A 21,515-nucleotide genomic window follows, 5' to 3' on the forward strand; every position below is an offset into this window, starting at 1 on the left:
GTGTGGTCGAGAGAACGCTTCACGAGCCCAGTCAGGAAGAAGACTGCTGCCAAGCTTGCTGAACGGCCGTCAGAGCATCGGCCAAAGAGTTGAAGATATGCTGATGGCCGGTGAATCCACTGTCCTCTTCCGGGTCGTAGGTGAGCCCCCACTGGCCGCTGGTGTCGCCGTCGATCACGGCCACGCGATAACCTGAGCGCACCTCGATGGCTGTGCCGCCTGCGTCAAATTCAGTGACGGTGCTGGTGACCGTATCGCCAAGAATGTCTTGAATGGTCTTTGTGGTGTTTTCGGTGTTCGACATGGATCTATTCTGGCCCTATTGGGCGTCAATTTCCACTGTGCGCCCGTCGGGGTCGGTCAGTAGGTGTCGGCCGGGCTCCAGCGGTGGGGTGAGAGCTTGGCTTTCGACAGCGAAGCCGAGCCGTATGGCTCCGGTGTGGCGATGCTCGGTGGCTGGGTAGATCTCGAAGACGGTGCCACCGGGTAGCACTGCAGCGTAGTGCTCTGGGCCACTTCCGTGCTGCTCCCGCTCGAAAGCCAGGCCAAGGGCCTGATAGAAGATGCGACACCTTTCCAGATTGGGGGTGTAGATCACGAGCAGCGTGGCGCGAAGTTTAGGGATATGTGACGTCAAGAGGTTCCTTTCCGGCGGAGCGGGACCCTTGCTCTGAAGGTGCCACAGCGGAGCTGTCTTCATTTGTGCTCCCCGCCAGTCACCCGTCGGTCATGTATCGTCCGGTGTACCGCTCCAGGGTGGACAATCGCAGGCCGGGCTGCCGGGCTGGTCCAGCGCGGCGAACTGCGGCTGTTGTCATCCCACCGCGCGGTAGGCGGTGTAGCCGACGCCCTTTAGGGTCTCGGTCACGCCGACGTAGCCGTCGGTGAACAAGGGAGCGATGCCCGGCGCGTCTTCCTTGTCCTGGCCGGTTCTGGCGTCCACCACGACAGGACCGTTCTCGGTGGTGCCGTAGATCAGCCCCTGGCGGACGAGGGTCACCTTCGGTGCCATGCGGTCGCCGGACGCGTCGGGCAGCTTCCACAGCTCTTTGCCGCTCTTGGGATCGTACGCAGCGGCCTTGTCCACGTGCGCAGAGGCCTCGTCATCCCATCCGCTGCTCCAGCACACGGTGACCGAGAGACCGTCGTACGAGCAGCGCCCAGTAGGGGAGTCCTCCGGGAAGGTGCGCCGTACCCTGCCTGTGGCGGCGTCGAGGAGGTATTCCTGCCCCTCCGCCTCTTCGTCCTCTTCGGTGCCGTCGGCGTACTCGTAGGCCAAGACGGAGTCAGGCCCCGTCACGTCCAGTCCCGACCCGGACTCGGACGCGTTCACGCGTGGCGACTTCCACACCTGCTTGCCATTCGCCCCGTCGAGCCCGATGACCTGGTAGTCGCTTCCTGCGTTGTTTGTGACCGCCACGATCGTGTCGCCGACAGCGACGGGGCCGTTCCGGTACCACTCGTCGGCCTTCCATATCCGCTTGTGGCTCTTGATGTCGACACCGAAGACTTCACCACGTGCGAAGACGACCACAGTGTCCCCGCTCCGCCCGACCACGTAGGCCTCGTCACGATCGTCAGCGAACTCGTCCTCCTCCTCGACGAGCTCGATCTCCACGAACCACGACTTCGTGGCGGTGGCGGTATCAGTGGCCATGAGCTCTACGGCTTCGTGCCCCTTGCTCGTCCCGGAGCCCGGAACGTCGGTCACCAGCGCGTTGAAGGCCAACGTCCTGCCGCCCACGGAGGTGATGAGCGGTGCCTCGGCGGGGTTGTTGGCGCTGCCTCCGCCTACCTGCTCGATCTTGGTGACCGGTTCATGCTCGGGCGTGATGAGTACGGGATCGCTCGCCCGGAGAGCGTTGGAGACTTCCAGCCCATCGGGCCGGGAGATGAACGCCACTCCCTTGTGCAGCGCGATCGGAAGTGGGCGCTGATAACCGGCGAGGCCCGACTTGCCCGCGCCTGCGGAATCGGGAAGCGCCACGGCCTGCGCCGTTGAGAACTTCACCGGCGCGGCAAAGCCCTTGGGCCCGTGCGCAGGCGCCGAAGCGGGCTTGTCCGTATCTTCTTGTTCCGTCTGGCCGTCTGCCCCGTCGCCGGAACCGCACGCCGACAGGACTAAGGCGAGCACGGCCGCCGCCGTTCCGTATCGGACAGTCCGCTGGGCTCCCATGAACTTTCCTCCCCGCGATCCAACTGATCACGTGATAGTCAATCACCTCCTTCTTCGCTGGAGATGGGAAGTCGCCGCCCCCGCTCTCGGCCACACGCAGCGCGTCGCGCAGCGCCCCACACAGCCGCTGCGCATGGAGCTCGCCGTACGCGCCCCGTGGCGCCGCCTGGGCGCGTCCCGCCGACTGCATGAGGCGGTGCTGTCCGACACCACGGCAGAACGTGTTCTGCTGAACGCGCGGTTGGACGTCGAGGCACGCGGTCCAGGGTGACCGCCTCGGAGGCCCCGCCCTCGGCCCATCACGGACAGCAGGCGTACCCCCACGCACCCGCAGGGACCCCGCTCAGCCCAGCACGTCCCGCCAGACCGCCGGCAGCGCCGTCGCCACGTCGTACGCCGCGATGGGCGCGCCGGTGGGGCCCGTGGCGTGGCGGGCGGCGAGGCCGTGGAGGTAGGCGCCGGTGGAGGCGGCGTCGTGGGGGGACAGGCCGGTGGCGAGGAGGGAGCCGGTCAGGCCGGAGAGGACGTCGCCGCTGCCCGCCGTGGCGAGCCAGCCGGTGCCGGTGGGGTTGACACGTACGGGGCCGGGGCCCGGGCCGGAGCAGATGAGCGTCGTGGAGCCCTTGAGGAGGACCGTGGCGCCGTAGCGCTCGGCGAGGGCGCGGACGGAGGCGAGGCGGCTTCCTTCGACCTCCTCGCGCGGGACGCCGAGCAGCGCCGCGGCCTCCCCGGCGTGCGGGGTGAGGATCGTGGCGGCGTCGCGGGAGCGCAGGTCGCCGGGTGGGAGGAGGCGGAGGCCGTCGGCGTCGACGAGGAGCGGGACGTCGGAGGCGAGGACGTCGGCGAGGGACTGGCGGGCGGCCGCGTCGTCGCCGAGGCCGGGGCCGACCACCCATGCCTGGACGCGGCCCGCCTTGTGGGGCGGGCCGGAGTGGACGAGGGTTTCGGGGAAGCGGGCGATGACCGCCTCGGCGGCCGGGCCCACATAGCGGACCGCGCCCGCCCCGCCGCGCAGCGCGCCCGCGACGGCCAGGACGGCGGCGCCCGGGTAGCGGGCCGAGCCGGCCACGACGCCGACGACACCGCGGCGGTACTTGTCGCTCTCCGCGTCGGGCCGGGGGAGGAGGGCCGCGATGTCGTCGTGCTGCAGGGCCTCGGCGTCGGGGACGGGCGGCAGATGGGGGGCCAGGCCGATGTCGACCAGGCGCAGCGCGCCCGCGTGTTCGCGGGCGGGGTCGATGAGCAGGCCGGGCTTGTAGGTGCCGAAGGTGACGGTCGCGTCGGCGCGTACGGCGGGGCCGCGCACCTCGCCGGTGTCGGCGTCCACGCCGCTGGGCAGGTCGACGGCGACCACGGTGCCGCGCACGGCCCGGGTCAGGCGCTCGGCGTCGGGGCGCAGACCGCCCTTGCCGCCGATGCCGACGATGCCGTCGAGGACCAGGTCGGCCTGTGCCAGGGCCGCCTCGGCAGAAGAGTTGTCAGCGGGGAGCGCGCGGCCGCCCGCGTCGCGCAGCGCGCGCAGCCCGCCCGTGTGGGCGCGGTCGGGGGCCAGCAGCACGGCGGTCACCCCGGCCCCGCGGCGGGCGAGGCGGGCCCCGGCGTACAGGGCGTCGCCGCCGTTGTCGCCGCTGCCGATCAGGAGGGCCACCCGGGCCCCGTAGACGCGGCCCAGCAGCCCCGCGCAGGCGGCTGCCAGGCCCGCGGCCGCGCGCTGCATGAGCGCTCCTCGGGGCAGCCGCGCCATCAAGTCCCGCTCCGCGGCCCGTACGGTCTCGACGCTGTAGGCAATCCTCATGGTGAACAGTTTCCCGGACCACCGCGGCACCCGCCGGGCGCTGCGGGCCTGAGAGACTGGCGCTGATGAACGAGACACCGATGCGTGCCCGTGCCGTGGTCGACCTGGCCGCCCTGCGGGCCAATGTGCGCGCGCTGCGCGCGGCGGCGCCCGGGGCCGAGCTGATGGCCGTGGTCAAGTCGGACGCCTACGGCCACGGCGCGGTGCCGTGCGCGCGCGCCGCGCGCGAGGCGGGCGCGAGCTGGCTGGGCACGGCGACGCCCGAGGAGGCGCTGGCGCTGCGCGCCGCGGGCGACACGGGCCGGCTGCTGTGCTGGCTGTGGACGCCGGGCGGCCCGTGGCGGGAGGCCATCGAGGCGGACGTCGACGTGTCGCTGAGCGGGATGTGGGCGCTGCGGGAGGCCGTGGCCGCGGCCCGGGAGTGCGGCCGCACCGCGCGCGTCCAGCTGAAGGCCGACACGGGGCTCGGCCGCAACGGCTGCCCGCCCGAGGACTGGCCGGAACTCGTCGCCGCGGCGCGCGCCGCCGAGGCGGAGGGGGCGGTCACGGTGACCGGCCTGTGGTCGCACTTCGCGTGCGCGGACGAGCCGGGGCACCCCTCGATCGCCGCCCAGTTGGAGACGTTCCGGGCGCTGCTGGCGCAGGCGGCCGACGCGGGGCTGCGCCCCGAGGTGCGGCACATCGCCAACTCGGCGGCGGCGCTGACCCTGCCCGAGTCGCATTTCGACCTCGTACGGACCGGGATCGCGCTGTACGGGATCTCGCCGAGCCCCGAGGTCGGCCATCCGGGCGACTTCGGGCTGCGGCCGGTGATGACGCTGGTCGCCTCGCTCGCCTCGGTGAAGCGAGTGCCGGGCGGACACGGCGTGTCGTACGGGCACCGCTATGTCACCCCCGGCCCGACCACGCTGGCGCTGGTGCCGGTGGGCTACGCGGACGGGATCCCGCGGCACGCCTCGGGGACCGGGCCGGCGCTGGTCGCGGGCAAGTGGCGGACGGTCGCGGGCACGGTGGCGATGGACCAGTTCGTGGTGGACCTCGGCGGGGACACGGCGGCGCCGGGGGACGAGGCGGTGCTGTTCGGGCCCGGTGACCGGGGCGAGCCGACGGCGGAGGACTGGGCGCGGGCGGTCGGCTCGATCGCGTACGAGATCGTCACGCGCATTTCGGCGCGCGTGCCGCGCGTTTATGTCGGTCGGCCTGAGGGCACAGGGAACTGACCATGGAAGGCGAGCGCACGGCAGAGACGGCGGCACGGGTGGCGGCGGGGGCGACGGCCGTGGGATGGCGGCGTGGCGCGGGGTTCGCGGGCGTCGCGATCGGCGTCGTCGCGGCCGGCGCGGCCGTGGGCGTCGGGCTTGAGCGGCTGACGGTGGGCCGCGGCGTACGGCGCAAGGCGCGGCTGGAGCTGGACGCCGCGGGCCCCTTCGGCACGCTGCGCGGCACCCCTGGCACGGCGATCGCCGACGACGGCACCGAGCTGCACTACGAGGTCGAGGAGATACAGCCGCAGGCGCCGGCCCGCCGCAAGCGGCTGTTCGGACGGCGCACACCCGCCCCGGTCACGGTGATTTTCAGCCATGGCTACTGCCTGGCCCAGGACTCCTGGCACTTCCAGCGGGCGGTGCTGCGCGGGGCGGTCCGCGCCGTCTACTGGGACCAGCGGTGCCACGGCAGGTCCGCGCGCGGCTGCGCCCAGATGGAGGGCACCCAGGTCACCATCGACCAGCTCGGCCGCGATCTGAAGGCCGTGATCGACGCGGCCGCGCCCGAGGGGCCGCTGGTGCTGGTGGGGCACTCGATGGGCGGTATGACGATGATGGCGCTGGCCGCCCAGTACCCGGAGCTGGTGCACGAGCGGGTGATCGGCGCGGCGTTCATCGGTACGTCGGCGGGCAAGCTGAGCGAGGTCAGCTTCGGTCTGCCGGTGGTCGGGGTGAACGCGGTGCGGCGGCTGCTGCCGGGCCTGCTGAAGGCGCTGGGCTGGCAGGCGGAGCTGGTCGAGCGGGGGCGGCGGGCCACGGCCGATCTGTTCGCCGGCGTGATCAAGCGCTATTCGTTCGGGTCGAAGGACGTGGACCCGGGGGTCGCGCGGTTCGCGGAGCGGCTGATCGAGGCGACGCCGATCGATGTGGTCGCGGAGTTCTACCCGGCCTTCGTCGAGCACGACAAGGCCGAGGCGCTGCCGGTCTTCGACGGGCTGCCGGTGCTGGTGCTGGCGGGCGACAAGGACCTCATCACCCCGATGGAGCACAGCGAGGCCATCGCGGAGGTGCTGCCCGGCGCGAGTCTGGTGATCGTCGAGGAGGCGGGTCACCTGGTGATGCTGGAGCACCCCGAAGTGGTGAACGGACATCTGATCGACCTGCTGGCGCAGGCGGCCGGCACGGACACCCCGCGGGCCGCGTCCGGTGGGAGCGGCCGGCGCCGCTCGGCGCGCGGCTAGCCGCCCGGGTAGCCGCCCTCCGGGCAGGCGCTCCGGCGCGCGAGCCGGCGCCCCGACGCCCGGGCAGGCGCCCCGCGCCGGTGCGGCCGCCCCCGGTCAGGGCCCGGGGGCGGGGGCCCGAGCCGTAACATCGGCCGGTATGGACAACCCGTACGCCAACGACCCGTACGCCACTGCCCCGCGGATCACCGTCACCTCCCCCGAGCAGATGCGGGACCTGGGGCGCAGGCTCGCCAAACTGCTGCGCCCCGGCGATCTGGTGCTGCTCACCGGCGAGCTGGGCGCGGGCAAGACGACGCTGACGCGCGGCCTGGGCGAGGGGCTGGGGGTGCGCGGGGCGGTCACCTCGCCGACGTTCGTGATCGCGCGCGTCCACCCGTCGCTGGGCGACGGCCCCCCGCTGGTCCACGTGGACGCCTACCGGCTGGGCGGGGGCCTGGACGAGATGGAGGACCTGGACCTCGACGTGTCGCTGCCGGATTCGGTGATCGCGGTGGAGTGGGGCGAGGGGAAGGTCGAGGGGCTTTCGGAGAACCGGCTGCACGTCGTCATCGAGCGGGCGGTCGGGGAGGACGCCGCGGCGGATCCCGAGGACGTACGGGGTGTGGTGGTGACCGGATTCGGGCCGCGCTGGGCGGATGAGGACCTGGCGTCGCTGACGGGCTGAGGTTCCGGCCGGGCGGGGAAGAAGGTTCCGACAGGCCGTCGGCAAAATGTTGCGCGAGGGGCATCCTCCGTGGTCACATGGGAAGGGAGGGCAAGTTAGGTGTGCCTAAGTTGGCCGCCTGCTGTGCCTGTTCGACCGCCCCAGGACCCTCAGGAGGCATCCATGCCGTCCCAAGAGCCCGCTGCCGAGGCGGGCCGGCGCGATGACCGGCCCCCGACGATGAGGGAGCTGCTGGCGGCCTGCGCGGCGGCGAACGCGGTGTCCACTCCACCGGAGTCCACCCCGCCCACAGCGCAGTCCGCGGCGCCGGGCGAGGATCCGGCCGAGGGCGGCGACCACGCGGGCGAGGAGAGCGGCGAGCGCCGCGACGCGGCGTAGACGGGCTCAGGAACTCCGGCAGTCCAAAGAGGAGCGGGCTCAGGAACTCTGGCAGTCCAAAGAGGAGCCAGGGAGCTGCGCCCGTGGGCCGTCGGGGCGGGAGCCGTCGGGGCGGGAGCGACGGATCAGGCGATGACGACGACCCTCGTGCCGACCTGCGCGAACTCCCACATCGCCGTGGCGTCCGCGCGGCTCTCCCGGATGCCGCCGGTCTTCTTCGTCGCGTTCGGGTCGGGGGCCGAGCCGTCGACCGCCGCGCTGAAGCCGAACACGACCCCGTCCTCCGTGTCGAAGACGACGACGTGTTCGATCTGTACCCCGTCCGAGCCGACCGTGCTCGCCACCCGTGAGGTGACCTCGTACGTCCCCGGGCTCGGGCTCGCCGTGCTGGGGGAGACCTCGAAGGTGCGGGTCGGCTGCTCATTGGCGCCCACCAGCCACACCCGCCGGTCCTCCAGCGCGTACACCACGCGCAGCCCGGTGCCGGAGTCGCCCGGCAGCGCGGTGGACTTCTTCCCGCCGTCCTTGTCCTTGCCCTTGGGCTTGGACTTGGAGTCGCCCGCCTTCGAGTCGTGCACGGAGTGGGCGGGGCGGTCCGGAGCGGTGGCCGCGGCCTGGTAGGCGAGGACGCCGACGCCGCCGAGTGCGGCGGCGGTGAGCGCCGCCACGACGGTCCCGGTGCTGCTCCTTGGCACGGCTTGCCACCCTCTCCTCAGGTCCGGATCTCCCTGTCGCCGCGGGCCGGGCCGCGAGGGCCGCGGCGACCGTGAGGACAGGGGGCAAGCCGACCGTAGCACCGGCGCGCGGGTGCGTACGGTCGTGCGCGCCCTGGCTCGCGCTCCGGCCGCGCTCCGGCCATGCTTCGGCCGCGCTTCGGCCGCGCTCCGCCCAGGCTTCGGCCGCGCGCTCCGGCTCGCTGCCCCTCCACGCCCGGCCGGGCGCCCGCACCCGTACCTGTGCCCGGCACGGTCCCCTCCGCTCCCGCCCCGCGTCCGGCACGGCCCCCCGCGCGGGCGCCGTAGGCTGTCCTCGTGCTGTTGCTCGCGCTTGACACCGCTACCCCCGCCGTCACCGTCGCCCTGCACGACGGCACCGCCGTACTCGCCGAGTCGCGTCAGACCGACGCGCGGCGCCACGGCGAGCTGCTGCTGCCCGCCGTCGACCGGGTGCTGGCCGAGGCGGGCGCCGCGCTCGGCGAGGTGACCGATCTGGTCGTGGGCGTCGGGCCCGGGCCGTACACCGGGCTGCGGGTGGGGCTGGTGACCGCCGCCACCTTCGGGGCGGCCCTCGACATCCCCGTGCACGGGCTGTGCACCCTCGACGGGATCGCGTACGCCGCCGGGCAGGCGGGCCTCACCGGGCCCTTCGTCGTCGCCACGGACGCGCGGCGCAAGGAGGTCTACTGGGCGCGGTACGAGGACGCCCGCACCCGTGTGACCGAGCCGGCCGTCGACCGCCCCGCGGACCTCGGCGAGCGGGTCGCCGGGCTGCCGGCCGTCGGCGCGGGCGCCCTGCTCTACCCGGACGCCTTCGGGGACGTACCGGCCGGAATGCCCGAGCACCAGTCGGCGGGGGCGCTGGCGGCGCTGGCCGCCGAGAAGCTCGCGCGCGGCGCGGAGCTGCTGCCCAACCGGCCGCTGTACCTGCGCCGCCCCGACGCCCAGGTGCCCGCGGGCTACAAGGTGGTCACGCCCCGGTGACCCCCGCCACACCCCAGACCCCCCTGGTGCGCGAGATGCGCTGGTGGGACATCGAGCGCGTGCTCCGTCTCGAAATGGACCTCTTCCCCGACGACGCCTGGTCGCCCGGCATGTTCTGGTCCGAGCTCGCCCATGCGCGCGGCTCCGCCGCCAACCGCCACTACGTGGTCGCGGAGACGGGCGGCCGGCTGGTCGGCTACGCCGGGCTCGCCGCCGTCGACCGCACCGGGGACGTGCAGACCATCGCCGCCGCCCGCGACCACTGGGGCACCGGGCTCGGCGCCCGGCTGCTGACGAACCTCATCACGGCCGCCACCGCCTTCGAATGCCGCGAGGTGCTGCTGGAGGTGCGCGTCGACAATCTGCGCGCCCAGCGCCTCTACGAGCGCTTCGGCTTCGAGCCCATCGGAATCCGCAAGGGCTACTACCAGCCCGGGAACGTCGACGCGCTCGTGATGCGCCTGACCGACCCGGCGCCCCCGGCGCCCGCCGGGCCCCCGGCTTCCGCATCGCCGTCCTCCGTACCAGGCCCCGTACAAGGAACGAAGACCCATGGCTGACGAACCGCTCGTACTCGGCATCGAGACCTCCTGCGACGAGACCGGCGTCGGCATCGTCCGCGGCCACACCCTCCTGGCCGACGCCGTCGCCTCCAGCGTCGACGAGCACGCCCGCTTCGGCGGCGTGGTCCCCGAGGTCGCCAGCCGGGCGCATCTGGAGGCGATGGTCCCCACCATCCAGCGCGCCCTGAAGGAGGCCGGGGTCGCCCCCTCCGACCTGGACGGCATCGCGGTCACCGCCGGGCCGGGGCTCGCGGGCGCGCTGCTGGTCGGCGTCTCGGCCGCCAAGGCGTACGCGTACGCCCTGGGCAAGCCGCTCTACGGCGTCAACCACCTCGCCTCGCACATCTGCGTGGACCAGCTGGAACACGGCCCGCTGCCCGAGCCCACGATGGCCCTGCTGGTCAGCGGCGGCCACTCCTCGCTGCTCCTCGCGCCCGACATCACCTCCGACGTCCGCCCGCTCGGCTCGACGATCGACGACGCGGCGGGCGAGGCGTTCGACAAGATCGCCCGCGTGCTGAACCTCGGCTTCCCGGGCGGCCCGGTCATCGACCGCATCGCGCGCGAGGGCGACCCGGACGCGATCGCCTTCCCGCGCGGGCTGACCGGCCCGCGCGACGCCGCGTACGACTTCTCCTTCTCCGGCCTCAAGACCGCCGTGGCCCGCTGGATCGAGGCGAAGCGGGCGGCGGGCGAGGACGTGCCGGTCGCCGACGTCTCGGCCTCCTTCCAGGAGGCGGTGGTCGACGTGCTGACCCGCAAGGCCGTACGCGCCTGCCGGGACGAGGGCGTCGACCACCTGATGATCGGCGGCGGCGTGGCCGCCAACTCCCGGCTGCGCGCGATGGCCGAGCGCCGCTGCGAGGACGCGGGCATCACGCTGCGCGTGCCCAGGCCCAAGCTGTGCACGGACAACGGCGCGATGGTCGCGGCGCTCGGCGCGGAGATGGTGGCGCGCGGGCGGGCCGCGTCGTCCTGGGGCTTGTCGGCGGACTCCTCGCTGCCGGTGACCGACCCGCACGTCCCGGCCCCCGCCGGGCACGACCACGAACACGTACCCCACCACGATCATGTGCACGAGCTGAGCCGGAAGAACCTCTACGCATGACCGTCGCCCTGATGTGGGAGGCGCGGGCCGTCGACGGCGGTGGCGAGCGGCTGCTGTCCTGGGCCCGCCGCCAGGAGCTCGACCCAGCGCCGCTGCGCCGCGAGACCCTCCGCGCCCCTGCGGACCGCGTGCTGGTCATCACCTGGTGGGACGCCCCGTACGACGCCGAGCTGCCCGAACTCCCCGAGCCGGGGGAGGACTTGGTGCGCCGGGCCGTGCACCGCTGGCGGTTCGAGTCGGTCGCGTCCGACGAGCCCACCGTGTCCGCGCCCGCCGCGCCCGCCGCGTCCGTCGAGCCCGCCGCGTCCGTCGAGCCCGCCGCGCCTGAGGTGTGAGCCGAGTGCCGGGCCCCAGCCTTCCGCCCCCGCCCGATCCCGCCTCGGACCTGCCGTCCCGGCCCGCCGAGCGCGCCGCCCACCTGGCCGAGCGGGCGGAGGCGCTGCGGGAGCTGGTCCCCTCGTATCTGTCCCGGCGGCGGGCGCTGCTGCTGTGGCTGGCGGCCGGGCTGATCGCGTCGGGGTGGGCGGCGATCTGGGTGGGGGGCCGCTATGTGGGGATGGGCGATGTGGTCAGCGTCGTGCTGGGCGTCTTCTGCCTGGCGCTGGCGGTGGGGTTCGTGGTGCCCTCGGCGCTGGTCGTGGCCTCCGGCGTACGAGAGGACCTGGAGGCGCGCGAACGGCTGCGCGCCTGGGCCCGCTCGGCGCGGGACCGGGACTCGCTGGCCCGGTGGCACTCTCCGGGCCGCGCTCTGTTCTGGCTGCTGCCGTCCCTCGTGCTGTGCTGCTTCGGCTCGGCCTCGGCGGCCGTGGCGGCCATGGACGGCTCCGCCCGGGCCCTGGGGTTCGCTCTCGTCGCCGCGGGGGCGGGAGCGCTGGGGATGGGCAAGGCGGTCGGCTACTACCGCCTGGTCAGCCGCGAACTCACCCCCGCGCCCGAAGAGTCGGACGAACACGGGGACTTCGCAGAGCCCGACGAGCCCCGAGCGGACCCCAAGGGCGATCGGCCGGACGACATGTCCTGAGCGCCCGGCCTTGGTGGCGCCTCTCGGGGAGGGTCAGGCCGCGGGCTCCGGATCGTCGTGCTTCTGCAGCGCCTGGAACCGCTGCAGCAGGTCCAGATAGCGGGGGTCGGCGTCCACCCCCTGCGCCTTGGTCGCCTCCTCGACGGCGTTCAGCATCTGCCTGATCCGCACCGCGTCCATGCTCACATCGCGCTGCAGTTTCTTGTAGGCGGTGGCCGCGGGCCCCTTCCCGTCCTTGTCGACGGACTCGACCAGGAGGTTCAGACGCTCGATCTTCGTCTCGACGTAGCTCTGCATCTCCTCCAGGTCTTTGATCAGGCTTGTCAGATCCTGATCCGATACGGACAGTTTTTCTTTGCCCATGCCCCCTGCCACCCTCTCATCCGCCCATTAGCGGGATGATCGTGCCATGGGCGGGGGCCTGCCCGAAGGGCTACCTCTCCAATTGGGCGCCCTCGGGCGGCTCGATGCCGAATTCGGCCCTGAGCACCGCCAGCACCTCGGCCTCGTCGGCCAGTTCGCGCTGCTTTCGCGTGCCGTCGTGGTACGTCTCGGTGAGCGTGCGCCCGAAGAGCGCCAAGTGCCGGTCGGCGGAGCTGCGCTGGGCGACGAGGGTGTGCCGGAAGGGCGAGCGCGGGTTCGTCGCGATATGCCAGTTGATGACCTCGTAGTCGGGGTGCTCGTAGGGCTCGCGAGTGAAGGCGTACTGATCCTCCCAGACCCCGTCTGCCCCGCCGAGGAATGCCTGGAGCACCCACAGGTCCTCGAGGCCGGGGTGCGGCTCGCGGACGAAGCGGTGGCGGCGGGGCCCGTCGTGGAACTCGCTGTCCGCGACCAGCGGCACCGCCTCCAGGAGACCGCCGACGCTGCCGAAGCCGACGTCGGCCACGTACGGCCGCTCCTCGCCCGGGACGTCGACGAGCAGCAGCATGTGCGTACGGGGGCGGAGGGCGCCCCGGGCGCCGACGCGCACCCGGGCGGTCAGGCCCGTGACGGCGAAGCCGAAGGCCCTCAGGGCGGCGGTGAGCAGCGTGTTCTGCTCGTAGCAGTAGCCGCCGCGCCGACCGTGGACCAGCTTGGCCTCCAGGTCGGGGAGGGCAAGCGAGGGCGCCGAGCCGAGCAGCGGGTCGAGGTTTTCGAACGGTATGGAGGTCACGTGTGCGAGGGTCAGCGCGCGCAGCGTGGCGGCGCTCGGGCGGCGCTCGCCCGACCAGCCGACGCGGGTGAGGTAGGCGTCGAGGTCCAGTTGGGGTGCGGGCGGGGTGTCGGGCGCCGCGGGTGCGGTGGTCGCCGTGGTCACCGTGGTCGTCTCGGTCATGGTGATCAACGTAAACGAGGCCAGGCGGGGCGCGCGTCGGCCGTGGGGAGGCAGCGGGCCTGGTCCGATGGGCGTAGTGCTTGCGACCGCTGTCGGCGGGGTCACGCCGGTGTCGCCGGGGCGGACAAGCAGTCGAACTCACCGGCCTTGATGCCGGCGAGGAGCGATCCGAGCTCCGCGGGGGTGGTGAGCACGACGCTGTCGGGGTCATCGCTCTCGCGGAGCGCTATGTCGTCGCCTATGGAGGCGACCTCGACACAGGCGTCTCCTTCGCCCTGGCCGGAGTAGGAGGACTTCTGCCAGTTGATGGTGCACATTCCCTTTGCCTGTCGCCTTGCCTGGTGCCTTCATCTGAGGCGTCGCGCGACGGCGCGTACGAGATCCCGTGACTCCTCGACGGACAGGGCCACTTCCACGGTGTGGTCCAGGACCCCTCGGTACTTCCGCAGCTGCGACTCCGCGTCCAGGAACATCGAGCCGAGCGCCGAGTCGAACTGCACGGTGTCCAGCTGCGGCACGGGCCCCGAGGCATAGGTGACCGTGGAGCCGGCGACCGGGAATCCGTCCGTGACGAGCGGGATGACGCGCACGGTGATGTTGTCGCGCTCCGACGCCTCCAGCAGCCGCTCCAGCTGCGCCCGCAGGACCCGCGTCCCGCCGAACCGGGTGTGCAGGGCGGCCTCGTGGATGACGAAGGTGCACGGCGGGGGGGTGTCCCGGTCCAGGATGTCCCGGCGCTTCATCCGGTGGGAGAGCCTGCGGCGCAGCTCCGGCGGTGACCACGGGGGCACGGCCTGGCCCATCACCGCCTGCGCGTACTCCTCCGTCTGCAGCAGCCCCGGGATGTGGATGAGGCCGACGACGCGCAGGCGCGCGGCGTAGTACTCCATTTCGGCCAGGTCCAGTCCGCCGGTGGCGATCAGGCCCCGGTACTCCTCCCACCAACCGCCCTTGCGCTCATGGGTCATGGCGGCGAGCGCGTCGATGTACGCGCTGTCCGGGCAGGCGTAGATGGCGGCGAGGGTGCGTACGCGCTCCTCGCTCACGCCGAACCGGGCCAGCTCCAGATTGGTGATGTGGGTCCGGTTGATGCCCAGCCGGTCGGCGGCCTCCTGGATGCTGAGGCCCGCGTCCTCCCGCATCCTGCGCAGTTCGGTGCCCAGCCGCTGTTGACGGGCGGTGGGGGCGGTCCTGGGTGGCATGTCCCTCCCATACGTGTCACCCTCGCGGGCTATTTGTCGGGGAAATTCAACGAATCCGTAGCACTTGTTTGCAGCGCTGTCCTACGGTAGGTGGTGTCGCCACTACGAAGCGTTGATCATCGTAACGGTACGCGCACCAACGGCCGCGTCGCAGGGAGTTGACATTGGGACCCGACCACGAGCCCGACGACAGTCCTGCGGGCAGTTCGCCCTCCCCGGGCCCCGAAGAGCCGTATGTGTACACGCTGCAGAGCACCCGCCGGGCCACCTCCCCCAAGATCTGCCGGGATTTCGTCGCCTGTGTGCTGAACTCCGTTGGCCATGAAGACCTCGTCGAGACCGCGACCGCCTGCACCTCGGAGCTGGCCACCAACGCCTATCTGCACGCCGAGGGCGACTCCCTGATGCTGCGCGTGATGATCGAGCAGCCACGGCTGCGCGTCAGCGTGTACGACGCGAGCAGCGAGCTCCCCACCGGCGCGTATCTCCCGGAGGGCGACCGGATGTACGGGCGCGGACTGGGCGTGGTCGCGGCGCTGGCCGACGAGTGGGGGACGGCGGACGGGGACCCGGCGGGGATGTACGCCAAAGGCGTCTGGTTCGAGCTGAGGACGAGGGAGGGGAGCGGGGCGCCCTGAGCCCGCGCGGGGCCCCGGCGGCGGGCGTCCTGAGGCTGCGCCGGGCGTCCCGGCGGCGGCGTCCTCAAGCCCGCGCCGGGCGTCCCGGGAGCGGCGTCGCTAAGGCTGCGCCGGGTGTCCCAGGAGCATCGTCGGGGCGCCGCTCACCCGGGTGAGGAAGACCGTGCAGGAATTCACCCCTTCGAGGCGGAGCTTCTTCCGCAGCTCCTCCGGCTCGACGGCCGAGCCCCGCTTCTTCACCGTCAGGACGCCGACCTTCCGCTCACGCAGCAGCGCCTTGAGCCTCTTGAGGTTGAAGGGCAGCACATCCGTGATCTCGTACGCGGTGGCGTACGGCGTCGGGCGCAGATCGTCCGCCGTGACGTAGGCGATCGTCGGGTCGATGAGGCGGCCGCCGATCCGGGCGGCGACGTCCGCGACCAGGTGCGCGCGGATCACCGCGCCGTCCGGCTCGTACAGCCAGCGGCCGACCGGGCCCGGCTCGGGGTCCGGCAGCAGCGGGGTGCCGAGGAGGGAGTGGCGGTCAGGGAGCAGCGTGGCGCGGCGCATGCCCGGGCGGGCGGTGCCGAACCACAGCAGCGCCTCCTTCACATCGCCGTGGTCCGAGATCCACTCGGCCTCGGCGTCCTCGGGGACCGCCTCGTGCGGGATGCCGGGGGCGACCTTGAGGGCGGCGTGCGGGGCGGTGCGGGCGGCCTGGACGGCCCAGGACAGCGGCGGGGAGTACGCCTCGGGGTCGAAGACGCGGCCGCGGCCGCCGCGCCGGGCGGGGTCCACGAAGACCGCGTCGCATCCGGAGGTGTCGGTCTCGGTGACGTCCGCGTGGCGCACCTCGATCAGCTCGGCCAGGCCCAGGACCTCGGCGTTGGCCCGGACCACCGCGCAGGTCAGCGGGTCCCGGTCGACGGCCAGGACGGGGATGCCCGCGCGGGCCAGCGCGACCGCGTCCCCGCCGATGCCGCAGCACAGGTCGGCCACGCGGCGCACGCCGAGCTCGACGAAGCGGTCGGCGCGGTAGGCGGCGACGGAGGCGCGGGTGGCCTGTTCCACGCCGTTCGGCGTGAAGTACATGCGGTGGGCGTCATCGGCGCCGAACTTCGCGGCCGCGCGCTGCCTCAGCCGCGCCTGGGTGAGGGCCGCCGAGACCAGCTCCGCGGGGTGGTCGCGGCGCAGCCGGGTCGCCGTGGCGAGCTCGCGCGCCGGGTCGTAGTCCCTCAGCTCGCGGAGCAGTGTCTGCCCTTCGTCGCGGAGCAGTGAGTCGAAGGCGTCAACGTCCACGTCGCCCATTCTCCCCGCTCCAGCGAGCGCGTTCGCGCCACCCGGCTGAAGATCGCTTATGTGATGATGATCAAGAATGGCCTTACTCGCCTTTCAAGGTGTTTCGTGTTGGTCGCGGCCGCGGCTCTGCTCGCGGGCTGCTCGGACGTCGACGGAGCCGGTGCCGGGAAGGCGCGGGTGGACAAGGGCTCGGAGACCGCCGCCGCATCGTCCTCGCCGTTGTTCACATCGCCCTCCGGGCAGGGGACCCATGCCCCGGGCGCCGGTCATGGCTCGCCCCACGCGTCGGACTCGGGCTCGGGTTCCGGCCTGCCCTCGCCCTCCGCCGCGGCACCGGACGGCTACCGCCGCTGGGGGCTCGACGGGCCGCTGGAGACGGCGCCGCCGCCCTCGGCCAAACCGGCCCTCGTACCGCCTGCGGCCGGCGCGCCCGCCGGGCCGCCGATCATCGACCATGTGCCGACCGACGACCCGGTCGTCTTCGTGACCATCGACGACGGTGCCGAGAAGGACCCGGCCTTTCTGCAGCAGGCCCATGATCTGGGGCTGCCGTTCACCGGCTTCCTGACGGACGACGTGGTGGGCGGCGACTACGGCTACTTCGAACAGCTGCGCCGGCTCGGCAACGGGATGCAGAACCACACGCTCACCCATGCGAGGCTGCCCGATCTGGAGTACGACCACCAGGTCCACGAGATCTGCGGGCAGCAGGAGATCCTCACCCGCCAGTTCGGCGCCCGGCCGTATCTCTTCCGCCCGCCGTACGGGGCGGTCGACGACGACACCGTGCGCGCGGCGGCGGCCTGCGGGGTGCGGGCGCTGGTGATGTGGTCGGCCGAGATGAAGGCAGACGGGCTGGAGTACGCGGCCGGGAGCCGGCTGCACCCCGGCGACATCATCCTGGCCCACTTCCGCGGCCCCGCTCAGCAGGAGGGGCGGACCATGACCGATGTGATGACCTCGCTGCTGCGGGACATCCAGGCGCAGGGCCTCGCCGTGGCCCGGCTGGAGGACTACCTCTGAGGGGCGCCTGCCGGGGGCCTGTGAGGGGCGCCTGCCGGGGGGCCTGAGGGGTGCCTGCCGAGGCCTGAGAGGCGCCTGCCCGGGGCCTGAGGGGCGCCGCAGGGGACGACGGCCGGGGGCGCCGCAGGGGACGGCCTGGGGTGCGGCGCGCCGGGCCGCCGGGGCGCCGCTTCGCCCCGGCGCTTTGGCACTCTGGTTGACTGAGTGCTAACCGCGTCATAATGTCGTGGCTGGCACTCGGCATCGAGGAGTGCCAAACACAGCGACGGGCAGGTCCGGCACCCGCGACGACGGATCCACCTGGTCGCCACCTCAGACAGTTAACCCCGTGAGATCTCCGAAGGGGGAGGTCGGATCGTGACGACCGCCAGCACCAAGGTTGCCATCAAGCCGCTCGAGGACCGCATCGTGGTCCAGCCGCTCGACGCCGAGCAGACCACGGCTTCTGGCCTGGTTATTCCGGACACTGCCAAGGAGAAGCCCCAGGAGGGCGTCGTCCTGGCCGTGGGCCCGGGCCGCTTCGAGGAGGGCAACCGTCTCCCGCTCGACGTCTCCGTCGGCGACGTCGTGCTCTACAGCAAGTACGGCGGTACCGAGGTGAAGTACAACGGCGAGGAGTACCTCGTCCTCTCGGCTCGCGACGTCCTCGCGATCATCGAGAAGTAAGTCACCGAAGTTTTGCCTGTGAGCCGCGCCCCGGTGCCCCTGTCCATACCGGGGCCGGGGCGCGGTTCGTTCGAGAGGACATACGCAACCCATGGCGAAGATCCTGAAGTTTGACGAGGACGCCCGTCGCGCCCTCGAGCGCGGCGTCAACAAGCTCGCCGACACCGTCAAGGTGACGATCGGCCCCAAGGGCCGCAACGTCGTCATCGACAAGAAGTTCGGCGCTCCGACCATCACCAACGACGGTGTCACCATCGCCCGCGAGGTCGAGGTCGAGGACCCGTACGAGAACCTGGGCGCCCAGCTCGTCAAGGAGGTGGCGACCAAGACCAACGACATCGCGGGTGACGGCACCACCACCGCCACCGTGCTGGCCCAGGCGCTGGTCCGCGAGGGCCTGCGGAACGTGGCCGCCGGCGCCTCCCCGGCCGCCCTGAAGAAGGGCATCGACGCGGCCGTCAAGGCCGTCTCCGACGAGCTGCTGGCCACCGCCCGCCCGATCGACGAGAAGTCCGACATCGCCGCCGTGGCCGCGCTGTCCGCCCAGGACAAGCAGGTCGGCGAGCTCATCGCCGAGGCGATGGACAAGGTCGGCAAGGACGGTGTGATCACCGTCGAGGAGTCCAACACCTTCGGCCTGGAGCTCGACTTCACCGAGGGCATGGCCTTCGACAAGGGCTACCTGTCTCCGTACATGGTCACCGACCAGGAGCGCATGGAGGCCGTCCTCGAGGACCCGTACATCCTGATCCACCAGGGCAAGATCTCCTCCATCCAGGACCTGCTGCCCCTGCTGGAGAAGGTCATCCAGGGCGGCAGCAAGCCGCTGCTGATCATCGCCGAGGACGTGGAGGGCGAGGCCCTGTCCACCCTCGTCGTCAACAAGATCCGTGGCACCTTCAACGCCGTCGCGGTGAAGGCCCCCGGCTTCGGCGACCGCCGCAAGGCGATGCTCGGCGACATGGCCGCCCTCACCGGCGCCACCGTCGTCGCCGAGGAGGTCGGCCTCAAGCTCGACCAGGTCGGCCTGGACGTGCTGGGCACCGCCCGCCGCGTGACCGTCACCAAGGACGACACCACCATCGTCGACGGTGGCGGCAAGTCCGAGGACGTCACCGGCCGGATCGCCCAGATCAAGTCCGAGATCGAGGCCACGGACTCCGACTGGGACCGCGAGAAGCTGCAGGAGCGGCTCGCCAAGCTGGCCGGCGGCGTGTGCGTGATCCGCGTCGGCGCCGCCACCGAGGTGGAGCTGAAGGAGAAGAAGCACCGCCTGGAGGACGCCATCTCCGCGACCCGCGCCGCGGTCGAGGAGGGCATCGTCTCCGGTGGTGGCTCCGCGCTCGTCCACGCCGTCAAGGTGCTGGAGGACAACCTCGGCAAGGAGGGCGACGAGGCCACCGGTGTCGCCGTCGTCCGCCGCGCCGCGGTCGAGCCGCTGCGCTGGATCGCCGAGAACGCGGGCCTGGAGGGCTACGTCATCACCTCCAAGGTGGCCGAGCTCGAGAAGGGCCACGGCTACAACGCGGCCACTGACGAGTACGGCGACCTGGTGAAGGCCGGCGTCATCGACCCGGTCAAGGTCACCCGCTCCGCCCTGGAGAACGCGGCGTCCATCGCCTCCCTGCTGCTCACCACCGAGACGCTGGTGGTCGAGAAGCCGGCCGAGGAGGAGCCCGAGGCCGCGGGTCACGGCCACGGTCACGCGCACTGACGCGCCCACCGCGCACTCCCTCACGGCGCGGTCACCCCTGGCGGGGGTGGCCGCGCCTCATGCGTTCCGGGGCTGTGGCGGGCCCACCGCCCGTGCCGGACCTGGGGTCAGCGCCCCTTGGACGGTCCGTTGGAGGGTCCGTTGGAGGGTCCGTTGGACGGTCCCTTGGGCTGTCCCTTGGGCTGTCCCTTGGGGGGTCGTCCGACGTTCGACGAGACGACCGAGACCGCCGCCCGCGGCGCGATCTTCGCCAGCCCCGTCATGGCCTTGTACCGCGGATCGGGGATCGACAGCGCCTTGCCCCGCGCGAAGTCCTTGAGCGCGGCGGTCACCAGCCGGTCCGCGTCCAGCCACATCCAGCTCGGCACGCTGTCCGGCTTGATCCCGGCCCGCGCGTGGAACTCGGTCCGTACGAACCCCGGGCACAGCGCCATCAGCCGCACCCCCGAGCTCGCCAGGTCCCGCGCCGCGCCCTGGGTGAACTGCACGACCCAGGCCTTGCTGGCCCCGTACGTGCCACGCGGGAAGAACGCCGCGATGGAGGCGACGTTGATCACCCCGCCGCGGCCCCGGGCCCGCATGGTCTCGGCCGCGGCCGTGGTGAGCCGCAGGACGGCCTCGCAGTGCACCTTCATCATCCGCAGCTCGTCGGCCAGGGACACCTCGAGATAGCGGCCCTTGTTGCCGAACCCGGCGTTGTTGACGAGCAGATCGATCGGGTGCTTGCGGTCGCCGAGACGCGCCTCGACCGCCGCGATGCCGTCGTCCTCGGACAGGTCGGCCCGCAGCACGTCCGCCTCGACCCCGTGGCGGTCGTGGAGGTCGGCGGCCTGCTCGCGCAGTCGCTTCTCGTCGCGCGCCACCAGCACCAGGTTGTGGCCGTCCGCCGCGAGCCGGCTCGCGAAGGCGGCGCCGATGCCCGCCGTGGTTCCCGTAATCAACGCAGTCGTCATACGCGCACGTTAGCGGCCACGGCGGGGGTCGGAGCGCACTCGTCCGGATCAGTTCGTCGGGGTGATGGAAAGAGTTCTGGTGGAGGAGAGCGCTGATTCCCGGAATTCGGGGTGGAGTGCGTCGCCCGCGGCGAGCAGCCGTGGCAGCAGGGCGCGTTCGGTGGTGGCGGCGCGGAAGAGAAAGCCGACGGTCACCTCGTGGTCGGGGCGGTGCACGATCTCGACCGGGTCCCCGGCGCGTATCTCGCCCGGCTCGAGGACCCGCAGATACGCCCCGGGCACCGCGGCCCGGGTGAACCGCTTCACCCAGCGCTCCTCGCCCAGCCAGGCCGCGAAGGTCCGGCACGGGATGCGCGCGGAGGCCACTTCGAGCAGCAGATCGGGGCCGATCCGCCAGCGCTCGCCGATCCGGGCTCCGGTCACCTCGAGGCCCTGGGTGGTGAGGTTCTCGCCGAAGACGCCGTTCGGCAGCTCGCGGCCCAACTCGCGCTCCCAGGCGTCCAGGTCCTCGCGCGCGTAGGCGTACACCGCCTGGTCGTTCCCGCCGTGGTGGCGGGTGTCGCTGACGGTGTCGCCGACGAGTCCGCTCCCGGCCTCGCCCTTGGGGCCCGGGGCCACCACCCGCACCGGTCCGTCGGCGGGGCGCTTGTCGATACCGGTGCCGCCGGAGGGGGCGTCGGTGTACTCGACCGGCTTGAAGCGGCCGAGGTTCACGGTGAGCACGGTCGGCGGGCCCGGGGGCCCGGCTTCGGGGATACGGGTCATGACGGCACGCTAAGGGACCGCGGCGGCGCGGTTGAAGGGTTTCGACCCCCGGCTCCCCTGGTTCCGGCCCCCGGCTCCGGCCTCCGGTTCCGGCCTCAGGTGTG

The 21,515-nt window shown here is 72.5% G+C and carries 24 protein-coding genes and 1 pseudogene; 13 read left to right on the forward strand and 12 right to left on the reverse strand.

What is annotated here, in order from left to right; all coding sequences use genetic code 11:
- Positions 1-31: 31 nt before the first annotated feature.
- The 4 genes from ACFZDL_RS23855 to ACFZDL_RS23870 all read right to left on the reverse strand — a co-directional run bounded on the left by ACFZDL_RS23855 (position 32) and on the right by ACFZDL_RS23870 (position 3,971).
- The gene (locus tag ACFZDL_RS23855; RefSeq protein ID WP_353592349.1) at positions 32-304 is read right to left on the reverse strand and encodes a hypothetical protein; all 273 of its coding nucleotides are present in this window, start codon (positions 302-304) and stop codon (positions 32-34) included.
- A gap of 15 nt (positions 305-319) precedes the next feature.
- Complete coding sequence (locus tag ACFZDL_RS23860) at positions 320-637, reverse strand: glyoxalase/bleomycin resistance/dioxygenase family protein (protein ID WP_391192182.1); 318 nt, start codon at positions 635-637, stop codon at positions 320-322.
- Between the two features lie 177 nt (positions 638-814).
- The gene (locus ACFZDL_RS23865; protein WP_353592351.1) at positions 815-2,176 is read right to left on the reverse strand and encodes a PQQ-binding-like beta-propeller repeat protein; all 1,362 of its coding nucleotides are present in this window, start codon (positions 2,174-2,176) and stop codon (positions 815-817) included.
- 343 nt (positions 2,177-2,519) lie between these two features.
- Positions 2,520-3,971 carry an NAD(P)H-hydrate dehydratase gene (locus ACFZDL_RS23870; RefSeq protein WP_353592352.1) on the reverse strand — a complete coding sequence of 484 codons (1,452 nt, stop codon included), beginning with the start codon at positions 3,969-3,971 and terminating at the stop codon, positions 2,520-2,522.
- Positions 3,972-4,036: 65 nt separating this feature from the next.
- Here ACFZDL_RS23870 and alr point away from each other — a divergent pair, with 65 nt between their 5' ends.
- The 4 genes from alr to ACFZDL_RS23890 all read left to right on the forward strand — a co-directional run bounded on the left by alr (position 4,037) and on the right by ACFZDL_RS23890 (position 7,462).
- Positions 4,037-5,191, forward strand: coding sequence for an alanine racemase (gene alr / locus ACFZDL_RS23875; RefSeq protein ID WP_353592353.1), 1,155 nt, complete (start codon positions 4,037-4,039; stop codon positions 5,189-5,191).
- Between the two features lie 2 nt (positions 5,192-5,193).
- Positions 5,194-6,417, forward strand: a complete 1,224-nt coding sequence (locus tag ACFZDL_RS23880) for an alpha/beta hydrolase (RefSeq protein WP_353592354.1) — start codon at positions 5,194-5,196, stop codon at positions 6,415-6,417.
- A gap of 139 nt (positions 6,418-6,556) precedes the next feature.
- Entirely contained in the window at positions 6,557-7,084 is a 528-nt protein-coding gene (tsaE, locus tag ACFZDL_RS23885; protein ID WP_353592355.1) for a tRNA (adenosine(37)-N6)-threonylcarbamoyltransferase complex ATPase subunit type 1 TsaE, read from the forward strand.
- Positions 7,085-7,246: 162 nt separating this feature from the next.
- Positions 7,247-7,462, forward strand: coding sequence for a hypothetical protein (locus ACFZDL_RS23890; RefSeq protein ID WP_353592356.1), 216 nt, complete (start codon positions 7,247-7,249; stop codon positions 7,460-7,462).
- A gap of 125 nt (positions 7,463-7,587) precedes the next feature.
- On the opposite strand, the gene ACFZDL_RS23895 is transcribed toward ACFZDL_RS23890, so the two are convergent.
- Positions 7,588-8,157: a L,D-transpeptidase gene (locus ACFZDL_RS23895; protein ID WP_353592357.1), complete on the reverse strand. Its 570-nt coding sequence runs from the start codon at positions 8,155-8,157 to the stop codon at positions 7,588-7,590.
- A 336-nt stretch (positions 8,158-8,493) separates the two neighbouring features.
- Here ACFZDL_RS23895 and tsaB point away from each other — a divergent pair, with 336 nt between their 5' ends.
- The 5 genes and pseudogenes from tsaB to ACFZDL_RS23920 all read left to right on the forward strand — a co-directional run bounded on the left by tsaB (position 8,494) and on the right by ACFZDL_RS23920 (position 11,854).
- Positions 8,494-9,162 carry a tRNA (adenosine(37)-N6)-threonylcarbamoyltransferase complex dimerization subunit type 1 TsaB gene (gene tsaB, locus ACFZDL_RS23900; protein ID WP_353592358.1) on the forward strand — a complete coding sequence of 223 codons (669 nt, stop codon included), beginning with the start codon at positions 8,494-8,496 and terminating at the stop codon, positions 9,160-9,162.
- Between the two features lie 35 nt (positions 9,163-9,197).
- Complete coding sequence (gene rimI, locus ACFZDL_RS23905) at positions 9,198-9,722, forward strand: ribosomal protein S18-alanine N-acetyltransferase (RefSeq protein WP_353592431.1); 525 nt, start codon at positions 9,198-9,200, stop codon at positions 9,720-9,722.
- Entirely contained in the window at positions 9,715-10,833 is a 1,119-nt protein-coding gene (gene tsaD, locus ACFZDL_RS23910; protein WP_353592359.1) for a tRNA (adenosine(37)-N6)-threonylcarbamoyltransferase complex transferase subunit TsaD, read from the forward strand. Before rimI ends, tsaD begins: the two co-directional genes overlap by 8 nt.
- Positions 10,830-11,078 (forward strand): annotated as a pseudogene (locus ACFZDL_RS23915) (hypothetical protein); the annotation flags it as partial. The gene tsaD and the pseudogene ACFZDL_RS23915, both read left to right, overlap by 4 nt.
- A gap of 95 nt (positions 11,079-11,173) precedes the next feature.
- Positions 11,174-11,854: a hypothetical protein gene (locus tag ACFZDL_RS23920; protein WP_353592360.1), complete on the forward strand. Its 681-nt coding sequence runs from the start codon at positions 11,174-11,176 to the stop codon at positions 11,852-11,854.
- Positions 11,855-11,887: 33 nt separating this feature from the next.
- Here the strand turns inward: ACFZDL_RS23920 and ACFZDL_RS23925 are convergent, their stop codons facing one another.
- From ACFZDL_RS23925 to ACFZDL_RS23940, 4 genes are all read right to left on the reverse strand, one after another.
- Positions 11,888-12,217 carry a hypothetical protein gene (locus tag ACFZDL_RS23925; RefSeq protein WP_353592361.1) on the reverse strand — a complete coding sequence of 110 codons (330 nt, stop codon included), beginning with the start codon at positions 12,215-12,217 and terminating at the stop codon, positions 11,888-11,890.
- 70 nt (positions 12,218-12,287) lie between these two features.
- Positions 12,288-13,172 (reverse strand): arylamine N-acetyltransferase, encoded by an 885-nt coding sequence (locus ACFZDL_RS23930; RefSeq protein ID WP_353592362.1) that lies wholly within the window; start codon positions 13,170-13,172, stop codon positions 12,288-12,290.
- Between the two features lie 101 nt (positions 13,173-13,273).
- Complete coding sequence (locus ACFZDL_RS23935) at positions 13,274-13,489, reverse strand: DUF397 domain-containing protein (RefSeq protein WP_353592363.1); 216 nt, start codon at positions 13,487-13,489, stop codon at positions 13,274-13,276.
- A 30-nt stretch (positions 13,490-13,519) separates the two neighbouring features.
- Positions 13,520-14,374 (reverse strand): Scr1 family TA system antitoxin-like transcriptional regulator, encoded by an 855-nt coding sequence (locus ACFZDL_RS23940; RefSeq protein WP_353592364.1) that lies wholly within the window; start codon positions 14,372-14,374, stop codon positions 13,520-13,522.
- Positions 14,375-14,538: 164 nt separating this feature from the next.
- Between ACFZDL_RS23940 and ACFZDL_RS23945 the strand changes: the two genes are divergently transcribed.
- On the forward strand, positions 14,539-15,012 hold the full coding sequence (locus ACFZDL_RS23945) for an ATP-binding protein (RefSeq protein WP_353592365.1): 474 nt from the start codon (positions 14,539-14,541) through the stop codon (positions 15,010-15,012).
- Positions 15,013-15,111: 99 nt separating this feature from the next.
- Here the strand turns inward: ACFZDL_RS23945 and ACFZDL_RS23950 are convergent, their stop codons facing one another.
- Positions 15,112-16,299 carry a class I SAM-dependent methyltransferase gene (locus ACFZDL_RS23950; RefSeq protein ID WP_353592366.1) on the reverse strand — a complete coding sequence of 396 codons (1,188 nt, stop codon included), beginning with the start codon at positions 16,297-16,299 and terminating at the stop codon, positions 15,112-15,114.
- A gap of 96 nt (positions 16,300-16,395) precedes the next feature.
- Here ACFZDL_RS23950 and ACFZDL_RS23955 point away from each other — a divergent pair, with 96 nt between their 5' ends.
- The 3 genes from ACFZDL_RS23955 to groL all read left to right on the forward strand — a co-directional run bounded on the left by ACFZDL_RS23955 (position 16,396) and on the right by groL (position 19,693).
- Entirely contained in the window at positions 16,396-17,313 is a 918-nt protein-coding gene (locus tag ACFZDL_RS23955; protein WP_353592367.1) for a polysaccharide deacetylase family protein, read from the forward strand.
- A 357-nt stretch (positions 17,314-17,670) separates the two neighbouring features.
- On the forward strand, positions 17,671-17,979 hold the full coding sequence (groES, locus tag ACFZDL_RS23960) for a co-chaperone GroES (RefSeq protein WP_353592368.1): 309 nt from the start codon (positions 17,671-17,673) through the stop codon (positions 17,977-17,979).
- A 91-nt stretch (positions 17,980-18,070) separates the two neighbouring features.
- On the forward strand, positions 18,071-19,693 hold the full coding sequence (gene groL, locus ACFZDL_RS23965) for a chaperonin GroEL (protein ID WP_353592369.1): 1,623 nt from the start codon (positions 18,071-18,073) through the stop codon (positions 19,691-19,693).
- A 107-nt stretch (positions 19,694-19,800) separates the two neighbouring features.
- Here the strand turns inward: groL and ACFZDL_RS23970 are convergent, their stop codons facing one another.
- Both ACFZDL_RS23970 and ACFZDL_RS23975 read right to left on the reverse strand, forming a co-directional pair.
- Positions 19,801-20,646: an SDR family NAD(P)-dependent oxidoreductase gene (locus ACFZDL_RS23970; protein WP_353592370.1), complete on the reverse strand. Its 846-nt coding sequence runs from the start codon at positions 20,644-20,646 to the stop codon at positions 19,801-19,803.
- 48 nt (positions 20,647-20,694) lie between these two features.
- Positions 20,695-21,411 carry an MOSC domain-containing protein gene (locus ACFZDL_RS23975; RefSeq protein WP_353592371.1) on the reverse strand — a complete coding sequence of 239 codons (717 nt, stop codon included), beginning with the start codon at positions 21,409-21,411 and terminating at the stop codon, positions 20,695-20,697.
- Positions 21,412-21,515 lie beyond the last annotated feature (104 nt).

Origin of the sequence: Streptomyces sp. NPDC007917 (genome assembly GCF_042959105.1) — a bacterium.
Lineage (GTDB): Bacteria > Actinomycetota > Actinomycetes > Streptomycetales > Streptomycetaceae > Streptomyces.